At 60.3% G+C, this 18,309-nt stretch carries 13 protein-coding genes; 7 read left to right on the top strand and 6 right to left on the bottom strand.

Annotated elements, in window-relative coordinates:
- Window positions 1–33 precede the first annotated feature (33 nt).
- Entirely contained in the window at window positions 34–2,739 is a 2,706-nt protein-coding gene (acnA, locus tag FYK55_RS13155; RefSeq protein ID WP_150076878.1) for an aconitate hydratase AcnA, read from the bottom strand.
- Window positions 2,740–3,011: 272 nt separating this feature from the next.
- Between acnA and FYK55_RS13150 the strand changes: the two genes are divergently transcribed.
- Window positions 3,012–4,160, top strand: a complete 1,149-nt coding sequence (locus tag FYK55_RS13150) for a hypothetical protein (protein ID WP_161604483.1) — start codon at window positions 3,012–3,014, stop codon at window positions 4,158–4,160.
- A 133-nt stretch (window positions 4,161–4,293) separates the two neighbouring features.
- On the opposite strand, the gene tyrS is transcribed toward FYK55_RS13150, so the two are convergent.
- The 3 genes from tyrS to FYK55_RS13135 all read right to left on the bottom strand — a co-directional run bounded on the left by tyrS (window position 4,294) and on the right by FYK55_RS13135 (window position 7,525).
- Window positions 4,294–5,583, bottom strand: coding sequence for a tyrosine--tRNA ligase (gene tyrS, locus FYK55_RS13145; protein WP_150076876.1), 1,290 nt, complete (start codon window positions 5,581–5,583; stop codon window positions 4,294–4,296).
- Complete coding sequence (ispD, locus tag FYK55_RS13140; RefSeq protein ID WP_201743707.1) at window positions 5,558–6,292, bottom strand: 2-C-methyl-D-erythritol 4-phosphate cytidylyltransferase; 735 nt, start codon at window positions 6,290–6,292, stop codon at window positions 5,558–5,560. Before ispD ends, tyrS begins: the two co-directional genes overlap by 26 nt.
- A 72-nt stretch (window positions 6,293–6,364) precedes the next feature.
- The gene (locus FYK55_RS13135; RefSeq protein ID WP_150076945.1) at window positions 6,365–7,525 is read right to left on the bottom strand and encodes a Gfo/Idh/MocA family protein; all 1,161 of its coding nucleotides are present in this window, start codon (window positions 7,523–7,525) and stop codon (window positions 6,365–6,367) included.
- Window positions 7,526–8,104: 579 nt separating this feature from the next.
- Between FYK55_RS13135 and FYK55_RS13130 the strand changes: the two genes are divergently transcribed.
- Together FYK55_RS13130 and FYK55_RS13125 are read left to right on the top strand one after the other, a co-directional pair.
- On the top strand, window positions 8,105–8,710 hold the full coding sequence (locus FYK55_RS13130) for a hypothetical protein (RefSeq protein WP_150076875.1): 606 nt from the start codon (window positions 8,105–8,107) through the stop codon (window positions 8,708–8,710).
- 15 nt (window positions 8,711–8,725) lie between these two features.
- Entirely contained in the window at window positions 8,726–10,744 is a 2,019-nt protein-coding gene (locus FYK55_RS13125) for an ATP-dependent helicase (protein WP_150076874.1), read from the top strand.
- Here the strand turns inward: FYK55_RS13125 and FYK55_RS13120 are convergent.
- Window positions 10,734–12,896 carry an amylo-alpha-1,6-glucosidase gene (locus FYK55_RS13120; protein ID WP_150076873.1) on the bottom strand — a complete coding sequence of 721 codons (2,163 nt, stop codon included), beginning with the start codon at window positions 12,894–12,896 and terminating at the stop codon, window positions 10,734–10,736. The genes FYK55_RS13125 and FYK55_RS13120 overlap by 11 nt on opposite strands.
- Before the next feature lie 166 nt (window positions 12,897–13,062).
- Complete coding sequence (locus FYK55_RS13115; RefSeq protein WP_150076872.1) at window positions 13,063–14,154, bottom strand: glycosyltransferase family 4 protein; 1,092 nt, start codon at window positions 14,152–14,154, stop codon at window positions 13,063–13,065.
- A 536-nt stretch (window positions 14,155–14,690) separates the two neighbouring features.
- Between FYK55_RS13115 and FYK55_RS13110 the strand changes: the two genes are divergently transcribed.
- The 4 genes from FYK55_RS13110 to FYK55_RS29725 all read left to right on the top strand — a co-directional run bounded on the left by FYK55_RS13110 (window position 14,691) and on the right by FYK55_RS29725 (window position 18,301).
- Entirely contained in the window at window positions 14,691–15,170 is a 480-nt protein-coding gene (locus FYK55_RS13110; protein ID WP_150076871.1) for an Hsp20/alpha crystallin family protein, read from the top strand.
- Between the two features lie 204 nt (window positions 15,171–15,374).
- Window positions 15,375–15,581 (top strand): dodecin family protein, encoded by a 207-nt coding sequence (locus tag FYK55_RS13105; protein WP_150076870.1) that lies wholly within the window; start codon window positions 15,375–15,377, stop codon window positions 15,579–15,581.
- Between the two features lie 54 nt (window positions 15,582–15,635).
- A complete protein-coding gene (locus FYK55_RS13100; RefSeq protein ID WP_150076869.1) occupies window positions 15,636–16,346 on the top strand; it encodes a protein-L-isoaspartate(D-aspartate) O-methyltransferase in 711 nt (236 codons plus the stop codon).
- Window positions 16,347–17,185: 839 nt separating this feature from the next.
- Entirely contained in the window at window positions 17,186–18,301 is a 1,116-nt protein-coding gene (locus FYK55_RS29725; RefSeq protein WP_235908657.1) for a cytochrome P450, read from the top strand.
- Window positions 18,302–18,309 lie beyond the last annotated feature (8 nt).

Raw genomic sequence — 18,309 nt, 5'->3', positions numbered from 1 at the left:
CATTCCGGGTCGATGTCTGTTGGGCGTCGATGACTATTGGGCAAGGTTGCGGAGCACGGTGGGAAGGATGCCGCCGTTGCGGTAGTACTGCAGTTCGACCGGGGTGTCGATGCGAACAATGCAATCGAATTCGGTGACCTTCCCGTCGTCGGCCGTGGCTTTGACGGTGATCGTGCTGCGTGGCTGCATGTCGTCGGACAGATCCGGGATATCAAAGGTCTCTTCACCGGTCAGCCCAAGCGACTGCCACGTTTCTCCTCCGGCAAATTCCAGCGGCAGGACACCCATTCCCACCAGATTGCTGCGGTGAATGCGTTCGTAGCTGGCAGCGATCACTGCTTTGACGCCCAGCAACATCGTGCCTTTGGCGGCCCAGTCGCGGCTGCTGCCGGTACCATACTCGGTCCCCGCCAGAACCACCAAAGGCGTGCCCTCGGCCTGGTAGCGCATCGAAGCGTCGTAAATGCTGGTCACTTCACCGGTGGGCAAGTAGCGTGTCACGCCGCCTTCGGTGCCCGGGGCCAACTGGTTGCGAATTCGGATGTTGGCGAAGGTGCCCCGCACCATCACCAAATCGTTCCCTCGGCGCGATCCAAAGCTGTTGAATTCTCGCACCGGCACGCCGCTCTCTTGCAGAAAGCTTCCCGCTGGTCCGTCGGTCGCGATGGCGCCGGCTGGAGAAATGTGGTCGGTGGTCACGGAATCTCCCAACAGGACCAAACACTTCGCACCCGAGATCGGATGGATGTCCGGGACATCCTGGCCGGTGACCTGATCCAGGAATGGCGGGTGGTGGATGTAGGTGCTTTCGTCACTCCAGGGGTAGATTGCTCCCTGGGCCGCTTCGATCGCGTTCCACAATTCGTTGCCTTTAACGGCGGCCTCGTACTGTTCGGTGAACATCGATGGATCGATGGCCGACCGCATTGTTTCAACGATTTCTTCGGCCGACGGCCAGATGTCTTTCAAGAACACGTCGTTTCCGCTTTCATCCTGGCCAAGCGGTTCGCTGACCAGGTCGATGTCCGTCGTTCCGGCCAAGGCATAGGCGACCACCAGCGGTGGGCTGGCCAGGTAGTTGGCTTTGGTCAGGGGATTGACGCGGCCTTCAAAGTTTCGGTTGCCGCTGAGCACGGCCGATGCCACCAGATCTCCGGACTGAATCGCTTTGGCGACCGGCGGCGGCAACGGGCCGCTGTTGCCGATGCAGGTGGTGCACCCGTAGCCGACCGTATGGAAACCGAGCTTCTTCAGCGATTCGGTCAGTCCCGCCTTGTCCAGGTACTCACTGACGACGCGCGATCCGGGAGCCAGGCTGGTTTTGACGTGCGGGGCAACTTTCAATCCGCGGTCGGCCGCTTTCTTGGCCAGCAGACCCGCGCCCAGCATCACCGTGGGGTTGCTGGTGTTGGTGCACGAGGTGATGGCCGCGATCACGACGGCCCCGTGAGTGATCTGGCTGCTGTGGCCGTTGTTCTCTACCGTTCCGGTCCGTTTCAGGTCGTCGCTTTGCAACCCGAAGCCGGTCTTTCCGATCGGGGCGGTCAGCGAGTCCCGGAACGACTTTTTCATGGCGGACAGGGAAATCCGATCCTGCGGTCGCTTGGGGCCTGCCAAGCTCGGTTCGACCGTGCCCAGGTCCAAGGAAAGCGTCTTGGTGTAGTTCAGGGTCGGTCCATCGTCGACTCGGAACAGCCCCTGCTCCTTGCAGTAGCGCTCGACCAATTGCACCGTTTCGTTGCCGCGGCCGGTTTGCCGGAGGTATTCCAGGGTGACATCGTCGACCGGGAAGAAGCCCATCGTGGCTCCATACTCTGGGGCCATGTTGGCGATGGTCGCCCGGTCGGCAACGCTCATCGTGTTCATGCCGGTTCCGAAGAACTCGACGAACTTGCCCACAACGCCTTCTTCGCGAAGGATCTCCACGACGCGAAGCACCATGTCGGTGGCGGTTGCACCGGACGGCAGCTTGCCGGTCAATTCGAATCCGATCACCTCGGGCATCAACATGTACAGCGGCTGACCGAGCATGTTGGCTTCTGCTTCGATCCCGCCGACTCCCCAACCCAAGACGCCCAGGCCGTTGATCATGGTGGTGTGGCTGTCGGTTCCGACCAGCGTGTCGGGCATCGCAACCGGACCATCGTCGGTGTCACGAATTGCGACCACGCGAGCCAGATACTCCAAGTTCACCTGGTGAACGATCCCCACGTTGGGTGGCACCACGCTAAAGTTCGCAAACGCCTGCTGTCCCCATTTCAGGAATTCGTATCGTTCGCGGTTGCGTTCAAATTCGACTTCGACGTTGCGTCCGAGCGCGTTATCCGAGCCAAAGAAGTCGACTTGGACGCTGTGGTCGATGACCAGGTCGACGGGGATCAACGGATTGATCTTGTTCGGGTCCCCACCGATCCGTTTCATCGCCGAACGCATGGCGGCCAGATCGACAACGGCCGGCACGCCGGTGAAGTCTTGCAGGACCACCCGGTAGGGCTTGAACGGAACTTCGTGTTTTTCCGGCGCCGCGGCATTCCAGGCGGCCAGGTTTTGGACGTCTTCTTCTCGCACCGAAAAGTCGTCGCAGTTCCGCAGCACCGATTCGAGCAGGACGCGAATCGAAAACGGCATGCGGTCGATTTCGCCTAGCCCGGCCTCCTGCAGTCGGCTGAGCCGATAGATGGTGGCTTTTCCGTTTCCGGTATCGAATTGGTCGCGGGCGCCGAACGGGTCAAAACTCACTGCAGCAATCTCTCACGTAAATGGCGGGATGGGCGTGGTGTCCACGGGCACGTCGAGGCGGCAGTTTAACGTCCGCGGGAAAAAAAATCGCCCCCGCCAAATTGTCGGTCACGCGATGCGACGCTCCGCCGCCCTCGCGGGCCGCTGGGGTGAAAATGGGCAACCTGCGGATTCTTTTCCGGAACTTCCGATTCTCGTGGTCATCCCGATTCTTTCGCGTCGATAGATTCTTCCGGGCAAGGATTATTTCAAGAGGTTTCCGGATGAAACGCATGACAAGGACCGCTCCCGAACGCAACGCCTCGGCGGCGGACGCTGCCGCCCGCTGTGTGGTCAGGCCAAGCTTGACCGCAAAGGGTTCGATCGCACACCGAATCGCCGCGGCAGGCTTTTCGGCGGCACGATTTGCCACCGCTGGAAGTTTGACCGCCGCGGTGCTGAGCGGAACGCTGGTGCTTTCGTCCGCAATGCTGTCCAGGTCGGCCTTCGCGGGCACTGCCTGTGACACCTACGAACCGACCTGCGGCGCCGCCGGATGCGATTGCGGTGAATGTGATGCCGCCGAACCGGACTGCGGTTGCGGCCACACTTGCAGCTGTGGGACGCGGGGGTTCAAAGACGGACCGGTCTATCAAACGTTGGACGCGTTGGCCGGTGGGATCGAACATGTGCTGGGTTTGAACCGTTGTCGAACCGCGGGGTGCGGGCAATCCAATTGCGACGACGGATGCGACGCATGTGCCGGCGGATCGTGGATGACGCCGATGGAGGATGGCGCGCCTTACCCTCCGGGAGCAATCATTCATCCGACCCCCGTTCCGATGCCCGGCGTCCAGCACCATCCGCAGGTCGTCCAGCCACGTTTGCCGTCCGTGCCGCCGTTGGAAAGCGCTCCGCGGGTCGTGCCAAACAGCACCGGCGGTAACCGCCAGCCCGAACGGTTGCGCCCGGCGCCGCAATCCGGTGGCGGTCAACCATCGCAGCGGAATCTGCCCGAGCCTCAGCGGACGGTTCCGGAACCAGCACCCGCGCCGACGAAGCCCGATCAATCCAAGCCCAATCAAGCCAAGCCAGATCAACCGCAGAGAGACGAATCGATCTTTGATTCGCTGGACGATCCGTTCAGCGATGACGAAGCGAGCGTTGGACGCCCGTACGGTTCGATCCGTCCGACCGGACTGCGTCGAAGCTCCGCTTTACCCCGGCCGATCACTCACCGCGATGCCCGGCCCCTTCGTCCTCGGCTGACCAATCCGACCGGCAACTTGGGGCCACAGCAATCCGGCGATGTGATCGGGAGCGGACTGCGTCCGGCAACCAACGTCGAACCGTTGCGGCCGGTCGGCTATGAAGCGCCGCTCAGCCCTCCGCCGGCCAAGCAAAAACGCGTCCTGGCACCCTACCGGCCTTCGCGAAGCTAGGTGGGCTGCGGCAGGCACACGTGCTGCCTGGCGACGATTTAATCGCCACCGTCCGCTGACGGTGGCGAGGTGAAACTGGGCGGGTCAGGCGGTACAAACGTCACGTGACCGGTTGCGGTCTCTGATCACATCTTCAACGGCCGGTGAACCGCAGCAGCGCGTAGTTGCGTTTGCCTTTGCGAAGAACCATCACCGATTCGCTCGCCAGGTCCGACTCGGTCAGTCGTTGATCCATGTCGCTGACGCGTTGGTTGTTGACGTACGCCCCGCCGTCTTTGATCGCGCGGCGTGCCTCACCGCCGCTCTTGGCCAGCCCCGCTTGTTGGAACGCTTCGACGATCCAGAATCCTTCCCCGGAAAGCAAGTCACGGGATAATTCCTGGCTGGGGACGTCGGCGAAGATCTCCACGAGCGCCTGGTCGTCCATCCGCTCGATCTCGCCACCGAACAAGATCTTGCTGGCTGAGAGAGCTGCGTTCAGGCCTTCGTCGCCGTGGACGAATTGCGTCATCCACTCGGCCAGGCGTTTTTGCGCCACCCGTCGCCCGGGATCCGACTGCGTCGATTCAGCGAGCGAATCGTATTCATCACGCGGAATCTCCGTCAGGTAAGCGATGCAGCGCATCACGTCTTCATCGTTGACGTTGATCCAGTACTGGTAAAACGCGTAGGGGCTGGTTCGATCGCGGTCCAGCCAGACGGCGCCCGATTCGGTCTTGCCCATTTTGCGGCCGTCGCTGGTCGTCAGCAGCGGCGCCGTGATGCCGAACACCTGTCTTCCGAGCATCCGTCGGGTCAAGTCGATCCCGGCGGTGACGTTGCCCCACTGGTCACTGCCTCCGGCTTGGATTTGGCAGTCGTATTCTTTGCACAAGTGGACAAAGTCGTAGGCCTGCAGAAGCATGTAGCTGAACTCGGTGTAGCTCAAACCGGCTTCGCTGCCCAACCTGGCCCGCACCGATTCCTTGCCCATCATCGCTCCGACGGGAAAGTTCTTGCCGACATCGCGAAGGAAGTCCAAGTAGCTGAAATCCTTCATCCAGTCAAAATTGTTCAGCAGGATCGCCGCGTTGTCGCCGTCGAACGACAGGAACCGGCTGATCTGTTCCCGAACGCCGGCAATGTTCTCCTGCAGTTGCTCGGCCGTCAGCAGGTTGCGTTCTTCGCTCTTCCCGCTGGGATCGCCAATCATCCCGGTCGCGCCACCGACCAACGCGATCGGCCGGTGCCCGAATTGTTGGAAACGACGCAACATCATCAACTGCATCATCGAACCGACGTGCAGCGAGGTCGCGGTCGGATCGAACCCGATGTACACGGTTTGCGGTCCGGAGGCCAGTTGTTTGGCCAGGGCCGGTTCATCGGTCACCTGGTGGATCAGGCCTCGCCAACGCAGTTCAGCGATCAGGTCTTGTTCGGGCATGTTCGTGTTGGGACTGGATGTTCAAGATCGCTTGCGCGATGGTCAGGTCGTGAGGGTAAGTGATTTTCAGGTTTTCCGGGGATCCGGGAACCAGGGCCACGTCGATTCCGATGCGCTGCACCAATTCGGCGTCATCGGTAGCCGGGCGTCCCCGATGTTTGGCGTATGCCTGGCGAAGCAGATCGACGCGAAAAACTTGCGGGGTCTGTGCCAACCACAGCGTCTTTCGATCCAAAGTGTGACACGAATGGCCGTCATCGAAAGACTGTTTGACCGTCGACGTCACCGGGGTCGCCAGGATGGCGGCACCACACTGATCCGCTTTTGCAAACACTGCGTCCAGGTGATCGTGACGCACAAGTGGTCGCGCGGCATCGTGGATTGCAACGAGCGCGACGGAGTCGTCGTCCCCCAGGGCTTCCAGACCCGATCGCACGCTGTCGGTTCGCTCTTTTCCGCCAGCGACCAGTTCCACTTCGGACTCGGCGACCGCCTGGGCGAACTCGGTCTCAAAACGGGGCCGGTCCGACGCCGAAATCGGCATCAGGATCCGCCCCACGCGCTGATGCAATCGCAGCCTTCTAACGCTAAACAGCCACAGCGGGACGTGTTCCAGCGTCGCGAACAATTTGTTCTGGACGCCACCGAAACGCTGTCCACTGCCCGCAGCCGGCAAGATCACGGCGACGTCGTTTGAGGAAGCCTTCATGCGTTCACCGGCAAGTGTCCCGGGGGTCGGGCGGTTTCCCCGGGACCGTCAGGTAACCCAGGACGGGTGCGATCAACGCCGCGCCGCATCGTGTTTCAGGGGCAGCCAAGCGGCGTTGTCCTGGCTGCTGGCGACGCACTGTTGGATGAAGTACATGCCTTCGACGCCGTCAAACACATTGGTGTACACCGTGTCGCGGCGTTCAAAACTTTCGCCACTGGCACGCTTGGCCATGTCGTCAAAGGCCGAACCGTACAGGTTTGCGAACGCTTCGAAAAACGCCTCGGGGTGGCCGGCGGGAATCCGGCACGCGGCGGCCCCCAGCGGGGTCATGAACGGGGCGTTGGGATCCCGGGTGTAGATCTGGTGCGCCTTGCCGTTCTGGCGATAGATCAATTCGTTGGGGTTTTCCTGACGCCATTTCAGCGATCCCTTGGTGCCATCGATCTCGATCTCCAAATCGTTTTCGCGGCCGTGACTGATTTGCGAGGCCGTCACCGTGCCCAGACCGCCGTTGTCGTAACGCACGACGGCGGTTCCGTAATCGTCCAGACGGCGTCCTTCGACAAACGTTTTCAGGTGGCAACTGACCTGATCGGGCAGCAGCCCGGTCATGAACCGACCCAGGTTGTAGGCGTGCGTCGCGATATCGCCGAAGGCCCCCGCGGCACCGCTCTTGCTGGGATCGGTCCGCCAGGATGCCTGCTTTTGCTCCTCGGCTTCCAGCGAAGTGCGCAGCCAACCCTGGATGTATTGAGCTCGAATCGCATTGATTTCGCCGAGGTCGCCGCCCAGGATCATTTCGCGAGCCTGGCGGACCAGCGGATATCCCGTGTAGTTGTGTGACAGGGCAAAGACGACGTCGCTGTCGCGGACCGTCTGCATCAACTTTTCGGCCTGCGCCAAGTCATACGTCATCGGTTTGTCGCAGACCACGTTGAAGCCGGCTTTGACGGCCGCATCGGCGACTTCAAAGTGAACGTGGTTCGGCGTGGCGATGCTGAGGAAGTCGATCCGCTCGTCTTCCGGCAACTTGGCCTCCGACTCCAACAATTCCTGATAGCTGGTGTAGGCACGTGCGTCTTCGATGCCGTAGTCCGGGGCGGAGCTTTTCGCCCGCTCCGGATTGCTGGACAGGGCTCCGGCGGTCAATACCGCGCGATTGTCCAAGCAAGCGGCGATCGAGTGCACGCGTCCGATGAACGAACCCTGGCCACCGCCGACCAGTGCCATGCGGAGCTTTCGATTCAGGGGTGCGTTGATGCCCATAATGTTGTGTAGACCTCGGAGATCGAAAGGGAGAAGATTCTTGTGGGGAACGGTTTTGCCGGGGAAACCAAACGGTTGCATCGGCAACGCCGGACGAGCATCAACGTGTGATGCGAGAAGCGTGCAATGCAGCCGCAATCCTAAAGAGACGGCCGCTCGCCCACAATTCCCCGCCGTCCGTTGCCGCGGTCGCGGGAAGGCTTTCCGCCGGCGTCGCCGCCGCCAGATCGCCCGGCCTCGCGAATCTCGGCCGAAGTCGATTCGCCGGATCGGCGGGCCACCGGAATGGCGGGCGACCGGATCGCAGGGGACGGGGCGCTGCTGGACCCAAATCATTTCTCCGGACCTGACAATCCACCGGACCAGAATGTCGCCCGACCAGAAACTGGCCCGACCAGAAAAATCCGGCGGCCAAACCGGACGGCGTCTCTCGCAGCGCTTAAATTAGAGCGCATTGACGAATCGCTTGCGGCGGGGCAATTTGTGTGACTTCCCGACCGCCCGCGGCTTTCCTTTTCTCGCTTGATGCACGGAGCAATCTTGATGGCTGAACAGCAAATCCCCGTCGCGACCCGAAACCAGCACGCGCGACTCTTGGTGGCCGTCTGCGTCGCCGTCACTCTGATCTCGTGTTTCACCGCCGCCTATTTCGCCGGCCAATCCCGGGCGTTGCGGCAGGCGGCTGCGGACGCCCAGGCCAAACCGGCGGGTGTCACTTTTCCAAAACTGGATGCCACCGCGGCGGTCACCAGTGAAAAGTTCTCCATGGCGACCGGCCTGGTCAGCGACCGTGCGGAAGGCCTGTTCGTGCTCGATCACAACTCGGGCCTGCTGCAGTGTTCGGTGATGTACCCGCGGTTGGGAAAGTTTCTCGGTCAGTTTACGGTCAACGTCCAAGACGCATTGGGGACCGGCAAGGGATCGCAGTACATGATGACCACCGGGTTGGTTGACATGCCCAGCAGCAACAACAACCCTATCGCGGCCTCGGTCGTGTACGTGCTGAATGCCAGCACCGGCGCGTATGCCTGTTACTACATTCCGTTCAACCGCGTCAGCATGAATGCCAACCGTCCACAGCAGGGGCAACTGGTGCTGCTGTCGACCGGTTCGGCCGACCCGGTGGTTGATCGCGACAACCTGCGATAACGCAAGGGATTCTCTTTGGCTCACGGATTGAACCCGGCGCAATCGGACGCCGTTGAAACACTTTCCGGTCCCCTGTTGGTCCTGGCAGGGGCCGGAACCGGCAAGACGCGGGTGGTGACCTTTCGGATCGCGAATCTGATCCGTCATGGGACGCCGCCGGACAGGATTCTGGCGGTGACCTTCACCAACAAGGCGGCCGGCGAGATGAAGGAGCGCGTCGGCGAATTGCTCGGATCCAAGGTCAAACGCGGACGAAAGAAAGACAAACGTCCCGAACCGACGATCAGCACGTTCCACGCCCATTGCGTCCGTCTTCTTCGGCGTCACGCCACGGCTCTGGGCTACCCGGCCAAGTTTTCGATCTATGATCGCAGCGACCAGGAATCCCTGGCCCGGGCGGTGCTGCGTGAACTGCGGTTGCCGACCGCCGCGCTCAAGCCCAGCGACCTGCTGGCGATCATCAGCAATTGGAAGAATGCCTCGGTGCATCCCGACCAGGCGCCGATGATGGCTTCGACCGACAAGGAACATTTGGCTGCTGCCGGATACCGCCGCTACCAGACCGGACTGAAAAGTCGTGGCGCAATGGATTTCGACGACCTGCTGCTGCAGACCGAAGTGTTGCTGAGCGAACACGAGCAGGTTCGCGACATCGAAGCCGGCCGCTTCGATCACATCCTGGTCGATGAGTACCAGGACACCAACGGCAGCCAGTACCGGATCACGCGTCACCTGGCGGCGAAGCACCGCAATCTGTGCGTCGTCGGCGACGACGATCAGTCCATCTACGCGTGGCGTGGTGCGGACGTGACCCACATTTTGAACTTCAAGAACGATTGGCCGGAAGCCAAGATCGTTTGCCTGGAGTCCAATTACCGAAGTTGCGGCGCGATTCTGGAGATGGCCAACCGGTTGATTCAATTCAACGCCGAGCGCCACGACAAGGTCCTTCGACCGTCTCGTCCCGACGGCATCCGGCCTCGGATCGCCCAGCACAAAGACGAAATCAAGGAGGCCGAGTCGGTGGTCGGCGAGATCAAACACTTGATCGAGAACGAGCACCTTCCGCCACGGGACATCGCGATCCTGTTTCGGACCAATGAACAACCCCGATTATTCGAAACCGAATTGCGCAAGGCCAACGTGCCCTACGTGATGCTGGGCAGTCAGTCCTTTTTTGATCGCCGCGAAGTCAGGGACATGGTCGCCTATCTGAAATGGATCGACCAACCGGACGACGAAGTCTCGCTGTTGCGCGTGATCAACACCCCGGCACGAGGGCTCAGCCCCAAAAGCGTCAAAACGTTGATGGAGCACGCCGTCGCTGACGGCGTTTCGATCTGGCAGGTGATGCAGCGGCCCGAAGTCGTTTCGCAACTCACCCCCGCGGCTCAGCGGGGCATCGACTCGTTGCGTTCGCTGCTGCAGGATGTGCAACAGCGCGCTCGGCAAGATTCACTTTCGGCCGCCATGGAAACGTTGGTCACCCGCACCGCCTACGCGGACGAGATCAATCGACTCTACGACGAGCCCGAGGACCGGCAGGCGAGACTGGCATCCCTGGGCGAAGTCGCCAACGCCATGTCGGCCTTTGAGGACAGTCGCGACGAAGCCGACTTGACCGGTTTCCTGGCCGACATCGCCCTGACCGGGCGGGAAATGGGCAACGAAAAAGACAAGTTGGCCCTGCAGAACGCCGTCTGGCTGCTGACCCTGCACGCCGCCAAGGGGTTGGAGTTTCCGGTCGTCTACATGGTCGGCATGGAAGAAGGGCTGTTGCCGCACAGCCGCAGCGTCAAATCCGGTCGTGACGAGGACATCGCCGAAGAGCGGCGGTTGTGCTACGTCGGAATCACTCGGGCGCAAGAAAAGTTGACGTTGTCGATGGCATTGACCCGCCGCAAATGGGGCAAACCGCGACCGACCATCCCCAGCCAGTTCCTCTACGAAGCCACCGGCCGGGCGCAGAATCCGAATCAATTCCGCAAGAAGCGAGCCACCGCTGGAAACCGGTTTCGGTCGCCTACCCCGTGATCACGATTTGGATGTCGCCCCGCTTTCGCTCCACGTTCATTCCGACGTCTCGCGGATGCCGACGCAGGGCCAGATCGACCACGCCGTTGCCGACACGCAGGTTTTGGATTCGGACCCAATTCAGATAGGGCGGCAGCTGCGGCGAATCGAACCGCACGTGCGGTTTGGTCGAAGCGAATGACAGACCCAGGATCGATTGCAAAATCAGGAACACCGCTCCCGCCGCCCAGGCTTGGGGGGAACAGGCGACCGGATACAAGGTCGGTGCGTGTCCGGTCATTCGATCAAAGCCGCAGAAGAGTTCCGGCAGCCGGTGCAGCTCGTTGAAAAGTGACGCGCTGAACAACCCCGTCGCGATCTCCATCGCCTGTTCTCGGAATCCGTATCGGCAGAGCCCGGCGATTCCGATGGCCGTGTCGTGTGGCCACACCGATCCGTTGTGATAAGACATCGGGTTGTAGCGAACCTCGCCCTCGGAAATCGTACGGATTCCCCAACCGTTGAATGTCGATTCGGCGGTCAATGCCAGGCAAACCGGCTCAGCGAAATCGGACGGAACGATGCCGGTGTACAGCAGGTGTCCGATGTTGGAATTGTGGACCGCGCAAGGGCGTTTCTGACCGTCCAACGCGATCGCGTAGGTTTGGATCTCGTCAACCCAAAACGCTTCGTGGAATGCCGATCGCAACTGCTCGGACTCGCGTCGCAGTTTCTCGGCCCAGGAGGCTTCGCCCATCACGTCGGCAAGTTCCGCGGCCAGCTGCTTCGCTTGGTAGACATAGCCTTGCACCTCGCTAGCTGCGATCGGACCGGTCGCATCGGTCCCGTCGGCGTGGAAGATGGAGTCGTCCGAATCCTTCCAGCATTGATGAACCAGTCCGCGTTCGTTGTGGGACGCGTACTCGACAAATCCGTCTCCGTCGTAGTCGCCGAAATCGTCGATCCAACGAACCGCCCGACGGATGTTTGGCCAAATCGATTCGATGAAGCCTCGGTCCCCGGTGCGACGATGGTATTGACCGGCAAGCATCACAAACAACGGCGTAGCATCGACGGTGCCGTAGTAGCGTCGGAACGGAACCTCGCCCAGCGCCGCCATCTCTCCTTCTCTCATTTCGTGGATGATCTTGCCCGGCTCGGCTTCCGACACCGGGTCCACGTCGGTTGCCTGCGTTGCGGCGAGAAAACTCAGCACGCCCCGCGACAGTTGGGGATCCATCCAGAGGGTTTCCAAGGCCGTGATCAGACCGTCGCGGCCGAATGGCGTCGCAAACCAGGGGACTCCGGCGTACGGATAGCTGCCGTAGTCGGTTTCCGTCACCAGCATCCGGAGATCCGCCACGGAGCGATCGATCCACTCGTTGAACTGTTCGTTCGAGGTGAACACCACCGTCGACCGCTCCGCCTCGCGTTGCAATCGGGCCGTGGTTTCCGCGATTGCCGCGGCTTGATTCTTGACCTCCCGGGGATGGGGCCTGTCGCTGCAATGCACCGTCGCATGAATCGTTCGTTCTTCGCCGACATCCAACCGCAGCCGCAGCAGGCAGTGGTCGGTTTGCAACGATTCGATTTCGCCGTCGAATTCGATCATCGTTTTGCGGGTTTGTCCGTCCAGTCCCTGGTAGCCGAGCACCGCCGAATCACCGTCGGCCTGCGGAGCGAACAGGCTGCCACGTTGACTGCGGTGGGCGCCGCGGACTTCGAAGATGTCACGGAAATCGGCGTCGTACCGATATTCCAGAGTCAATTCCAAGGGGCGCCGTGAATAGTTCGTCAGTCGACAGTGCTCGTAGAAGGTGGACTCGTGCACGATCAACGACCGAAACACGTGCAGGGTTCCGTGCGGCAGCATCGTTTCGTCGTCCAACCGAATGTCCGGCGTCGTCATCTGAACCACGAGCAGACTGTTGTCTTGCTTCATGGTGGAATTGAGCACCATCGGACGGTGGCCGCCGACGGACAGTTCCCAGGCCGACAGGTGTCGAGTGCCCAAATGGAAGAGGCCCTGGTCACCGCTCTGGCAGGAACTGATTTGTCCCATCCGCCCGAAGACGGCGAACGTGTCCGCCTGTTTCAAAACTTGGCCGCCGTCGCCGGAGGGATGCGAACTTGACGTCAATTCGCAGGAGTCGGTTGAACAGATGTCCGTCATGGCATGATCTCCCCGAGCGTGCTTCCGGATGCTGGCCCGAATCTCAGGTTCAAAGGGTCGCCTTCGGTCCACCCCGCTTTGCAAGGCGGAACCTGCCAATGGCTTACCTCGTGATCGACAAGGACCCGATCGACGAGAACACGGTCGGCAGGAATCGATGGCGGAATCAGATGGGGCGGGCGTGTGGATGAATGGGGCGTAGGTCGAAAGGGGATCGGGAGGGGGCGGTTTGACGCTCGCCAATCAGTTGCGTGTAGACCTGGAGATAACCTTCGGTCATGCGTCGAACACTGAAGTGATCTTCAAAGTAACGTCGGCAGCCCCGTCGATCGATTTGGTCCACCTTGGCCGCGGCCGCCACCGCCTGGTCGAGGTCATCGACGACGAATCCGGAAACGCCGTTGCGCATCACTTCTTCGACCGATCCGTTGCGGCGCGCAACCACCGGTGTCCCGCAAGCCATTGCCTCGGTCATGACCAGGCCGAACGGCTCCGGCCAGGCGATCGGAAACAGCAGCGCCCGGGCACCGCCGAGCAATTCATTCTTGCCGTTCTCGTCGACCTCCCCGATGTACTCGATCAACGGATCATCCAGCAAAGGGCGGACCTCTTTTTCAAAGTAATCACGATCCACCGCATCGATCTTGGCAGCGATCTTCAGCGGCACTCCAAGCCGCTGGGCGATGCGGATCGCGTCGGTTGGCCCTTTCTCCGGGCTCAACCGCCCCAGAAATGCGAAGTAATTGTCGGGCGTGTCTCGGAACACGTAGTTTTCCAGCGGAGTCCCGTTGTAGACGTTGTCGATCCAGTTGGCCCCCGGCACGGGAGCTCGCTGGGCAAACGAAATCGACACCACCGGCAGTTCGTTGTACTCTTCAAACAGCATCGGATAGTCCGGCAAGTCCAATCGGCCGTGCAGCGTGGTGACCATCGGCGTGTTCAAGAAACGACACACCGGGAAATGCAGGAAATCGGTGTGGAAATGCAGCACGTCGAACTTGGGCGACAGGCGGACGACTTCGGCGATCTGACATAGTTGGCGGATCACCGGGTCCTGGCCGCCGGATGACGTGCGCAGGGACGCTTTGACGATTGAAACCAAATCCGCTTTCGTGCGGGAATCGCCGCTAGCAAACAGAATCACATCGTGTCCGAGTGACACCAGGTCTTCGGTCAGGTAGTGGACGACACGTTCAATGCCACCATAGGTCTTCGGGGGGACGCTTTCGGCCAACGGAGCGATTTGCGCAATCCTCACGGCATTTGCCTCGGAGGGGGATGACGGATGATGCCGTCCATCTGACGGATGACGCCGTCCATCCAGGTAGCAAGCGGCGTGCCGGCAGCCAAGATCTTGGAGCGAGCCGGAGTTCAGGTTGATCGAAAAGTTTCCGGCAGCAGGAAAGGCAATTGTTTGCAGCGGGTCGCAGAATTGTGCACTGCGGGCGCGCGCGTGACGGGGCGCGCCTACCGCACTGGCGCCATCCGGTCATCGTGGACAAACGAATCGGAAGATGATTCCGACGCCCAAACGGTCGCGTCGGCGGACCAATCTTGTTGTTGCAGGACAGCTTGGGCTTCACGAAGGTGCTTTGAAGCCCTGCAAGCGGTCCGGGGACATTTTAAACGGACCGGATGAGGCCTTGATCCGGCGGTGGCGCAAGTTTTGCAACGCTTGCCGGACGTGTGAACTGCGCCGGACGCCACCGGAAATCTTCACGTTCGGTTCGTGCTTCGCGCAGTTGCCGAATCATCAATCCATTCAATCAAACTGACAGTGGAGGGAGCATCGCGATGAGTAACGCGTTGAGCCGAGGTGAAAACCAGAATCAAGTTTCGCGTCTGTACGACGATCCGTTTTCGTCGTTGGAGAATCGGATGAGCCAATTGTTCCGGGGCATGTTCGGTCCGGTGTCGGCCGAGTCGGGGCTGTCGGCCTATCCCGTCGATGTGGAAGAAGACGACGACAGCATCACGGTCGAAGCGGAGATGCCTGGCTTCAAGCCGGAAGAAGTCGACGTCAACATCGAGAACGGCGTTTTGACCATCAAGGCAGAACGTAGTAGCAAGTCGGACGAGGGCGGCAACGGAAAGAAGAAGAAGACGCATTTGCAAGAGCGTCGCTACACTCGGGTGCAACGGAGCTTCACGCTGCCCCGGACCGTCGAAGACTCCGACATCGATGCCACGCTCAAAGACGGCGTTTTGAAATTGGTTCTGAAAAAGGCCGAGGAAAGCAAACCGCGGCGGATTCAGATTCGCGGCGAAAGTTGATTTTCAGTTCGCAGCATCGAAAGATCAAAGCAGGCGGCGTCAGCAATCGATCGTCCAGGCGTTGGGATAACCTCGCGTGGCATCATGTTGCGGCTGCCGTCGATGACGCTCGGACCAGCGGGCTGGTTCGAGCGTTTTGTTGTACAATCCACCTGTACTTCACAGGATTTCCCTGTGCTTCACCGATTCCGCTGAGGAAATGTCATGGAACTTGCAAAAGTGGTTCAAATCGTGTCGACGTCCCACGAGAGCTTTGACGACGCGGTCAACTTGGGTGTGGCCAATGCGGCCAAGACCATTCGCGGCATCAGCGGCGTGAAAGTGACCGACTGGACCGCCAAAGTCAAAGGAGACAAGATCATTTCCTACAAGGTGACCATGGACATTGCCTTTGCGGTCGAGTCGAAATAATTCGACAACGCCGTGAATCCTCCTTCCGCCTGAACACCATTGGGTTTGTGACCAATCGAGACGAGAGAACCTGACAGCCGTGCCAAGGAGTTTGCTTCCAAGCGGCAGCAGCTCGGCCGGCTGATTCGACGTCGCGGTTTCACCAATGAAGCCGTTCTGGATGCCATCTTGCAAGTTTCTCGCGAGCAATTTGTTCCGGATGATTTTCGCGATCAGGCGTACTTCGATCAGCCGTTGCCGATCGGCAAGAACCAGACCATCTCTCAGCCGTTCGTTGTCGCGATGATGACCGACGCCTTGTCGCTCGGTCCCTCCGATCGCGTGTTGGAAATCGGTACCGGTTCCGGCTACGCCGCGGCGGTGATCAGTCGGATCGCCAAGCATGTCGACACGGTGGAGCGGCACGTTGAACTTGCGGAATCCGCTGCCCGGCGGCTGGCCCAGTTGGGCTACGACAACGTGCAAGTTCACTTCGGCGACGGGACACACGGCTGGCCGGAACGTGCCCCCTACGACGCGATCGTCGTGGCCGCGGGCGGACCGCAAGTCCCCCCTTCGCTGACCGACCAACTGGCGGTCGGGGGACGCTTGGTGATGCCCGTCGGGAAGCACCGCAGCGTCCAGCAATTGATTCGGATGCGGCGCTTGTCGGAAGATCGGTTCGAGGAAGAGGATTTGGGCGGAGTCAGTTTCGTCCCGCTGGTTGGCGCCGCAGGTTGGGATGCAGCCGATTCCAGTTTCCCTTCGACCCGCGCGCGACGGTGACAGCCGCCCGCGGCTCTCACGGCCCGTCTGCCGAGGGGTGAACCCCGACTGGCGAACCCCGACCGGTGAACACGCCAGGGCACCGAATGACATTCATTGCCGAACAACGCTGATGTCCGAATCCCAGCGTTGCTGCCCACAGACGATGGTCGCACGGTCTGGACTGTAGTGGTGGAACAGGCCTCACGGTCCTCCCCCAGACTGGTCCGAAATCATGCATTCGAAGCCCCTTTAGAACATTCTGTGGACGCTCTGTTCTGGAATTGTCCTCGGGATGATTCCGATGATCGCCCTGGCTCGGAGCCCCGGAAGGGTTTCTTGGCCAGTTTAAATTGAAGATCGGTACGCGCCCTGCTCGTTTGACGAGGCGAGAGCCAGCAACGCTACCTTGAAGCAGAAAGCTCGCTTATCGCGAAGTCAACGTAACGACGACTGTTGTGTCGCCGCACACTGTTTCAATGTGGCGTGCGCCATCCTCGCATCGCCACGTGATGGTTGAGGTTCCGACATGGCGACGTTAAGGCAAACGCCGCAACGACCGTTGGACGCCGCCCAGTCGATCGGGCGCGACGCCGCGTTCATCGCTCGTCGGTCCATGCAAGTTGACTGCCACTCTTTGCCCACGACTCAGGGTTGGAACGATGAGAGAAATATCAACAAGACGGAGTATGCCGTGGCTGTTCGAAAGTTCGTTCGGGTTCGCCACGGATCCGTATCGGTACATTTCCAAAACTTGTCGGCAACTTCGAAGCGACGCTTTTGCAACCCGGTTGAGACTGCGACGCGTGATCTGCATGACAGGTGAGGAGTCCGCGAGGGTATTTTACGACGAAAGGCGCATGCGGCGTGAGGGAGCGGCGCCGTCGCGAATTCAAAACACCCTATTTGGACAAGGTGGTGTTCAGGGATTGGATGATCTGGAACATCGGCACCGAAAAGCCTTGTTTGTTCAGTTGACAACACCCGAACACGCGAATCGCATTGCCCGAATCGCCGAAGGATGGTTGCTGAGGTATGCCCGTCGGTGGTGCGAACAGCGTCAGGTCGTTCTCTATCAGCAACTGCCCGAAGTGCTGACCCGCACCGTTTGTCAATGGGCCGGTATTTCACTTCGTGAGGATGAGGTGCGGTGCCGTAGCGCTCAACTGACCGCTCTGTTTGATGACTCCGGAAACTTTGGACCCGAGCACTGGTGGTCGCGAGTGAATCGAATTGCAGCGAACCGTTGGGCGTCCCAGTTGGTGAAGAGAATAAGATCTGGCGAAATGGATTTGCCGCCACAGGCGCCGGCCGCGATAGTCGCCCAGCACCGTGACCTTGCGGGAGATCTGCTAAGCAGCCAAGCCGCAGGGGTCGAACTATTGAACCTCTTGCGACCAACGGTTGCCGTCTCTGTCTATCTGGTCTTCGTCGCACACGCGTTGCATCGCTTCGCCGATGCACGGCGATTCGTTGACAGCGGCACGGACACCGCGGTGCATTCGTTTGTGGAAGAAGTGCGGCGGTATTATCCGTTCTTTCCGTTTCTGGCTGCGATTGTGAGAAAAAGCTTTCAATGGCACGGATTTCGGTTTTCCCGCGGCAGACATGTGATCTTGGACCTGTACGGAATCAACCATGACCCGCGGCGATGGAATGATCCCAATCAATTTCAAGCAGCACGCTTCGAACATCCCGGGCATTGCCCATTTCACTCCGTGCCTCAGGGCGGAGGGGACGTCCGAACAGGACATCGCTGTCCGGGTGAGCCCGTTGCACTGGAGCTAATGAAGATGATGACGCGGTTCTTGAATCAGTCTCTCACCTTTCAAGTTCCACGAGAGCAGGATTTGACTGTTGATTATCAGCGATTGCCTGCGTTACCGAAAAGCGGATTCGTGATGGAAGAGGTTCATCTTCGATCGAATTCCAGTGTGTTCGATCACGCCTCGGCGATGACTGCCGGCCGGCACTGATGGCCGAA

It is taken from the genome of Roseiconus nitratireducens, from assembly GCF_008629675.1.
Taxonomy (GTDB): Bacteria; Planctomycetota; Planctomycetia; order Pirellulales; family Pirellulaceae; genus Stieleria; species Stieleria nitratireducens.
The sequence above is the reverse complement of the archived record's forward strand: the minus strand, read 5'-3'. Positions and strand labels throughout refer to the sequence as shown.

Bases quoted from the DNA above. Each gene is read 5' to 3' on its own strand.
- ispD (WP_201743707.1), bottom strand. From the start codon at position 6,292: ATGAAGGCTTCCTCAAACGACGTCGCCGTGATCTTGCCGGCTGCGGGC.
- FYK55_RS13105 (WP_150076870.1), top strand. From the start codon at position 15,375: ATGGAACTTGCAAAAGTGGTTCAAATCGTGTCGACGTCCCACGAGAGC.
- FYK55_RS13120 (WP_150076873.1), bottom strand. From the start codon at position 12,896: ATGACGGACATCTGTTCAACCGACTCCTGCGAATTGACGTCAAGTTCG.
- FYK55_RS13135 (WP_150076945.1), bottom strand. From the start codon at position 7,525: ATGGCACTGGTCGGCGGTGGCCAGGGTTCGTTCATCGGACGCGTGCAC.
- FYK55_RS13130 (WP_150076875.1), top strand. From the start codon at position 8,105: ATGGCTGAACAGCAAATCCCCGTCGCGACCCGAAACCAGCACGCGCGA.
- FYK55_RS13110 (WP_150076871.1), top strand. From the start codon at position 14,691: ATGAGTAACGCGTTGAGCCGAGGTGAAAACCAGAATCAAGTTTCGCGT.
- FYK55_RS29725 (WP_235908657.1), top strand. From the start codon at position 17,186: ATGCGGCGTGAGGGAGCGGCGCCGTCGCGAATTCAAAACACCCTATTT.
- FYK55_RS13150 (WP_161604483.1), top strand. From the start codon at position 3,012: ATGACAAGGACCGCTCCCGAACGCAACGCCTCGGCGGCGGACGCTGCC.
- tyrS (WP_150076876.1), bottom strand. From the start codon at position 5,583: ATGCCCGAACAAGACCTGATCGCTGAACTGCGTTGGCGAGGCCTGATC.